A 5,278-nucleotide genomic window follows, 5' to 3' on the forward strand; every position below is an offset into this window, starting at 1 on the left:
CCCGAGTCGACGGACGTCCTCGCGACCTACGAGGCCGAGATGGATTCCGACGGCGAGCTCCTGAGCTACCGCCGGGTCAAGCGCTACACCCGCGGCCGGGGTGACGACGAGTGATCGCGCCGGGCCCGCGACGCGCAGTGCAGCGGAGCCGGTGCACGACGACCACGCCGGGGAGAGGACGCGCATGACCGACCCGACACGCTGGACGGGTCAGATGCCCTCCACGCGCCAGCAGCAGCAGCCCGCCGGGGACGGCACGAACCTCGCCGACATCCTCGAGCGGGTGCTCGACAAGGGCATCGTCATCGCGGGCGACGTCCAGATCAACCTGCTCGACATCGAGCTGCTGACCATCAAGCTCCGCCTGGTCGTCGCGTCGGTCGACCGCGCCAAGGAGATGGGCATCGACTGGTGGGAGCGCGACCCCACCCTGTCCGCCGGCCACCGTGAGCTCGAGGACGAGAACAAGCGGCTGCGCGAGCGGGTCGAGGCGCTCGAGAGCGGCGCCCGTTCCCTGGCCGGCACGAACGGGACCGACCACGGCGCCGACGACCGGCACGCCGACGAGGACGACGAGGCCGGGCCCGACGATCCCGAGGACGACGAGGAGGCGGAGCTCGACGAGCCCGACGACGAGGCCGACATCGAGGATGCCGACGTCGACGAGGAGGACGCCGAGTTCGAGGACGAGCCGGTCGAGGACGAGCCGGACGCCGAGCCCGAGAAGCCTCCCCGCCGTCGCACCTCGCCCGGCACCCGGACCCGGAAGCGGCGCTCATGAGCGACAGCGCGACCTACGTCTACGCGGTGGCCCGCAGCCTCGACGACGCGGCGGTGTCCGGGCTGAGCGGCATCGACGGCGCGCCGGTCCGACTCGTTCCCGCCGAGTCCCTGGTCGCCGTGGTGAGCGACGTCGACCGCGGGGAGTTCGAGGAACGCGCGCTCGAACAGCACCGCGAGGACCTCGAGTGGCTCACGACGACGGCCCGGACCCATCACCGCGTCGTCGACGCCGTCGGGCGCGAGCACGTGATCGCCCCGCTGGCCCTGGCCACCGTCTACTTCGGTGACGACCGGGTCCGCGAGGTGCTGGACCGGAGCCGCGGATCGTTCGACCACGTCCTCGACCACGTGACCGGGCGGTCGGAGTGGGGGGTGAAGGCCTACGCGCGCCGCCGCTCCGCGAACGGGAGCGGGGCGGACCGGCCGGCGTCGGGCGCCGAGTACCTGCGCCGGCGCCGACGGGCGCTCCGCGAGCGCGACGACGGCGTCGAGGAGGCCCTCCTGGCCGCGGAAGAGGTGCACGAGGCCCTCGGCGGGCTCGCGGCCGACGTCCGCAGGCACCGGCTCCAGGACTCCGCTCTCACCGGCGACCCGGACCAGATGGTGCTCAACGGTGCCTACCTGGTCCCGGAACGGGCCCAGGGAGAGTTCACCGCGCTGGCCGGCGCCTTCGCCGACCACCGGTCGGTCCGGGTCGAGCTGACCGGGCCCTGGGTGCCGTACTCCTTCTCCCAGGTGAGGACACCGTGACCGCCGACCGCGAGCTCCAGCCCCACGCGACCTCGCTGTTCGGGGACCAGGAGGTCGCCCTGGTGGATCTGCTCGACCGTCTGCTCGCCGGCGGCGTCGTCCTGACCGGTGATCTCACCATCTCCCTGGCCGGGGTGGACCTCGTCCGCATCTCGCTCCGCGCCCTGATCACCTCGATCGCGCCCGTCGAGCGGCCGATCCCGCTGCACGCCCAGTCGCAACGTCAACGGGTGATCGGGTCCCGCCATGACTGAGCAGCAGCCCGGCGGGACGGATCCGCCGCCGACGGGCTCCGGACGGCGGGTGGAGATCGACAAGGACGCCGTCCGCCGCGACCTCATGAAGCTGGTGCTGACGATCGTCGAACTGCTCCGACAACTGATGGAGCGACAGGCGATCCGACGGGTCGATCAAGGCGATCTCACGGAGACCGAGGAAGAGGACCTCGGCACGTCGTTGATGCTCCTGCAGGAGGCAATGGACGAACTGACCGAACAGTTCGGCCTCACCGCTGAGGACCTCAACATCGACCTGGGTCCTCTGGGACCACTGCTGCCCCGTCATCGCTGACCGCGTCGATTGCGCGACCATTCTTTTCGGTTGGTCGGACACCCGCCGCCCCCCTCCGCGGAATGGCCGGAGGGGCATGGCGGGCCGGCGAGGAGTCAGTTCCCGCGGACCGCGGCGACGATGGCCATCACCAGGAGCACCAGCGCGACGACCAACAGGACCACGGGCGCCAGCACCGCCGTCAGGATGAGCAGGAGCGCGATCATCACCTTGGTCGTGGTGCCCATGGCGGCGACGCCGCCCTTGATCGCGGCCCAGACCGGGTTCTTGCCGCCCATGGCGGCCATACCGGCGCTGATCAGGGCGTTCATCCCGACCCCGCCGCCCTGACCGAGCCCTTCGATCATCCCGGACAGGTCGTCGACCTTCGCGACGAGGGCTCCGGCCGCCCGATCGATCACGGCCACCGCGAGCTGTTGCGCGGCGGCGATCAGGCGTTCCTTCGGCGACACCTCCGCAGCGCCCGGCGGGCCGGCCGCGGGGCTCGGACCGGGCGCGGGCGACTCGTCGAGGACGGCCGGAGCGGACATCGTCATCCCTCACGTTTCACCGGGGTGATCTCGTAGTTCGAGGACCGGAGCGAAGCCTATCGGAGTCAGTCCGACTTCAACGCATCCGATACCTTCGAGCCCCGCTGCTTCACCTCACCCGACGCCATGTCCGACTTTCCGCTCCACTCGAGCTTCTTGTTCTTCGTGGCCTTGCCGGTGACCTCCTTGGCCTTCCCCTTGACCTGCTTCGAACGGTTCTTGACGGTGTCGTCTGCGCCCATGTCGACGGAATTACCCGGTTGTGGAGAATCGAGTCGACAACAACCGAGATTGGGCCGATCGCGATCCAAGAGACTCCGTCCGAGCGTGCTCGCTACTCCCCACGACACCCGCGACGCGAGCAACCGGCTCAGCTCGCCCGCGATGTCTCACCGGACGCGCTGCGTGGACGGCGCCGGGCCCTGGGCCTGGCCGCCGTCGGCGTCGTCCTCGGGGAGGTGGAGGTCGGTGACGTTCACGTTGACCTCGACCACCTGCAGCCCGGTCATCTGCTCGACCGCGCCGATGACGTTGCGGCGGACCGCGGCCGCGAGCCCGGCGATCGCGACGCCGTACTCCACCACGATCGTCAGGTCGATCGCGGCCTGCTTCTCCCCGACCTCCACCGACACACCCTGACTGCTGGTGGACCGGCTGCCGGGGATCCGCTCGGCGATCGCCCCGAAGGCCCGCGCCGCGCCGCCGCCGAACCCGTGCACCCCCGGGATCTCCCGGGCGGCGAGGACGGCCACCTTCGAGACGACCGCGTCGGCGATGGTGGTCCGGCCCTGCGTGCTCTCCAGCGCCGCCCCTGCGGCGGGGGCGCCACCGGACGGACGCGGCGTGACCGGGACGGTGGACGTGGCGGGAGTGCTCATCGACGGGCCTCTTCCTCGACGGGGGCAACGGGACGTGGGAACGCCCGGCGCGCCGACCGAGCGGTGCGCCGAGGTCTCCTCGTGGGACGACCGGAGACCACGGTTCCTCACTCGAGAGTGACCCACGCCACTATGCCCCTCGCGGGGCGGGGCGCGGCCTCACGGCGTCCGGCGGTCCCGGCTGCAGGTGGTCAGCGCCTCCAACAGGGGGGCCAGACGGAGCCCCTCGGCGGTGAGCGCGTACTCGGTGCGCGGGGGGCGCGTGTCGAGGACGCGCCGCTCCAGGAGCCCCGCCGCCTCCAGGTCGGCCAGGCGCGCCGCGAGCGTGGCGGGCGGGACCTGACCGAGGGCCTGCTCGAACTCCGAGAACCGGACCGCGCCGAGGTGCGCGGCGTAGAGCACCGAGAGCGACCAGCGTCGCTCCAGCAGTGCCGTCAGCGCACGCACCTCGGGCGGTACCGGTTCCCGCGAGCACATGTCAGGCCGCCACCTCGAGGCCCGGGGTCGCCGGCTGCGTCGCCGGCTCCAGGGCCACGTCGAGGACCTCGGTGATGGTCATCGACGGGTGGAACTCCAGCTGCCCGGCGACGTCCGCGGGGACGTCGTCGAGGTCGGCGCGGTTGCGCTCCGGCACGACGATCTGCGTCAGGCCCGCCGCGTGCGCGGCCAGCACCTTCTGCTTCACCCCGCCGATGGGCAGCACCCGACCCTGGAGGGTCAGCTCACCGGTCATCGCGACGGTGTGCCGCACCGGTCGCCCGGTCAGCAGCGACACGAGCGCGGTGGCCATGGTGACGCCTGCCGACGGCCCGTCCTTCGGGATCGCGCCCGCGGGGACGTGCACGTGGAAGGAACGCCCCGAGAACGCGTCCTCGGCGATGCCCAGCTCCCCGGCGTGCGAACGCACCCACGACAGGGCGATCCGGGCCGACTCCTTCATGACGTCGCCGAGCTGTCCGGTGAGGATCAGTCCCTCGTCGCCGGCCATCGACGCCGCCTCGATGAACAGGACGTCGCCACCCGCACCGGTCACGGCCATGCCGGTCGCGACGCCGGGCACGGCGGTCCGCTCGACGGCCTCGGTGAAGACCCGCTGCCTGCCGAGGTGGCGTCGCACCACCTCGGTGTCCACGACAACCTGCGCCGAACCCGAGGCCACCTCCGTCGCGATCTTGCGGGTCAGCTTGCCCAGGGCGCGGTCGAGCTGACGGACGCCCGACTCACGGGTGTACTCCGACACCACGAGGCGCAGCGCCGACTCGTCGGCGGTCACGTCGTCGGCGGTCAGGCCGGCGCCCGTGATCTGCCGCGGCAGCAGGTGGTCCCGCGCGATGGCGACCTTCTCCTCGACGGTGTAGCCGTCGAAGGAGATGACCTCCATGCGGTCGAGCAGCGGCCCGGGGATCGTGTCCACCTGGTTGGCCGTCGCCAGGAACACCACCTGCGAGAGGTCGATCTCGACGTCGAGGTAGTGGTCGCGGAACGCGTGGTTCTGCGCCGGGTCCAGGACCTCAAGCAGCGCGGCGGACGGGTCGCCGCGCCAGTCGGCGCCGACCTTGTCCACCTCGTCGAGCAGGATCACCGGGTTCATCGTGCCCGCGTCGCGCAGCGCCCGCACCAGGCGGCCGGGCAGGGCGCCGACGTAGGTCCGCCGGTGACCGCGGATCTCGGCCTCGTCGCGGACGCCGCCGAGCGACATCCGCACGAACTCGCGGCCCATCGCGCGGGCCACGGACTCGCCGATCGAGGTCTTCCCGGTGCCGGGAG

Annotated in this window: 9 protein-coding genes and 1 pseudogene; 5 read left to right on the top strand and 5 right to left on the bottom strand. The window is 72.0% G+C overall.

Features of this window, described 5'->3' with window-relative positions:
• The 5 genes and pseudogenes from gvpO to gvpK all read left to right on the top strand — a co-directional run.
• Positions 1-114: gas vesicle protein GvpO (gene gvpO, locus VGI02_RS11205; RefSeq protein WP_331627435.1), on the top strand; the 114-nt coding region annotated here is incomplete at its 5' end.
• A gap of 70 nt (positions 115-184) precedes the next feature.
• Positions 185-502, top strand: a pseudogene (gene gvpJ, locus VGI02_RS11210) (gas vesicle protein GvpJ); the annotation flags it as partial.
• A gap of 275 nt (positions 503-777) precedes the next feature.
• Complete coding sequence (locus tag VGI02_RS11215) at positions 778-1,533, top strand: GvpL/GvpF family gas vesicle protein (RefSeq protein ID WP_331627427.1); 756 nt, start codon at positions 778-780, stop codon at positions 1,531-1,533.
• The gene (gene gvpJ / locus VGI02_RS11220; protein WP_331627428.1) at positions 1,530-1,787 is read left to right on the top strand and encodes a gas vesicle protein; all 258 of its coding nucleotides are present in this window, start codon (positions 1,530-1,532) and stop codon (positions 1,785-1,787) included. The genes VGI02_RS11215 and gvpJ (VGI02_RS11220) overlap by 4 nt, the downstream gene beginning before the upstream one ends.
• Positions 1,780-2,103: a gas vesicle protein K gene (gene gvpK, locus VGI02_RS11225; protein ID WP_331627429.1), complete on the top strand. Its 324-nt coding sequence runs from the start codon at positions 1,780-1,782 to the stop codon at positions 2,101-2,103. Before gvpJ (VGI02_RS11220) ends, gvpK begins: the two co-directional genes overlap by 8 nt.
• Positions 2,104-2,198: 95 nt before the next feature.
• Here the strand turns inward: gvpK and VGI02_RS11230 are convergent, their stop codons facing one another.
• The 5 genes from VGI02_RS11230 to lon all read right to left on the bottom strand — a co-directional run.
• Complete coding sequence (locus VGI02_RS11230) at positions 2,199-2,633, bottom strand: hypothetical protein (RefSeq protein WP_331627430.1); 435 nt, start codon at positions 2,631-2,633, stop codon at positions 2,199-2,201.
• 65 nt (positions 2,634-2,698) lie between these two features.
• Positions 2,699-2,875 (bottom strand): CsbD family protein, encoded by a 177-nt coding sequence (locus tag VGI02_RS11235; RefSeq protein WP_331627431.1) that lies wholly within the window; start codon positions 2,873-2,875, stop codon positions 2,699-2,701.
• Positions 2,876-3,022: 147 nt separating this feature from the next.
• Positions 3,023-3,511, bottom strand: a complete 489-nt coding sequence (locus tag VGI02_RS11240) for an Asp23/Gls24 family envelope stress response protein (protein WP_331627432.1) — start codon at positions 3,509-3,511, stop codon at positions 3,023-3,025.
• A 159-nt stretch (positions 3,512-3,670) separates the two neighbouring features.
• Positions 3,671-3,988, bottom strand: a complete 318-nt coding sequence (locus VGI02_RS11245; RefSeq protein WP_331627433.1) for a winged helix-turn-helix transcriptional regulator — start codon at positions 3,986-3,988, stop codon at positions 3,671-3,673.
• Position 3,989: 1 nt separating this feature from the next.
• A partial coding sequence (gene lon / locus VGI02_RS11250; RefSeq protein ID WP_331627434.1) for an endopeptidase La occupies positions 3,990-5,278 on the bottom strand: 1,289 nt, incomplete at its 5' end.

It is taken from the genome of Actinomycetospora sp. (assembly GCF_036497245.1).
In the GTDB taxonomy this organism is placed as follows: domain Bacteria; phylum Actinomycetota; class Actinomycetes; order Mycobacteriales; family Pseudonocardiaceae; genus Actinomycetospora.

Excerpts from the sequence above, each read along its gene's own strand:
- VGI02_RS11230 (WP_331627430.1), bottom strand. The coding sequence starts at position 2,633 with ATGTCCGCTCCGGCCGTCCTCGACGAGTCGCCCGCGCCCGGTCCGAGC.
- VGI02_RS11240 (WP_331627432.1), bottom strand. The coding sequence starts at position 3,511 with ATGAGCACTCCCGCCACGTCCACCGTCCCGGTCACGCCGCGTCCGTCC.
- VGI02_RS11215 (WP_331627427.1), top strand. The coding sequence starts at position 778 with ATGAGCGACAGCGCGACCTACGTCTACGCGGTGGCCCGCAGCCTCGAC.
- VGI02_RS11235 (WP_331627431.1), bottom strand. The coding sequence starts at position 2,875 with ATGGGCGCAGACGACACCGTCAAGAACCGTTCGAAGCAGGTCAAGGGG.
- gvpK (WP_331627429.1), top strand. The coding sequence starts at position 1,780 with ATGACTGAGCAGCAGCCCGGCGGGACGGATCCGCCGCCGACGGGCTCC.
- VGI02_RS11245 (WP_331627433.1), bottom strand. The coding sequence starts at position 3,988 with ATGTGCTCGCGGGAACCGGTACCGCCCGAGGTGCGTGCGCTGACGGCA.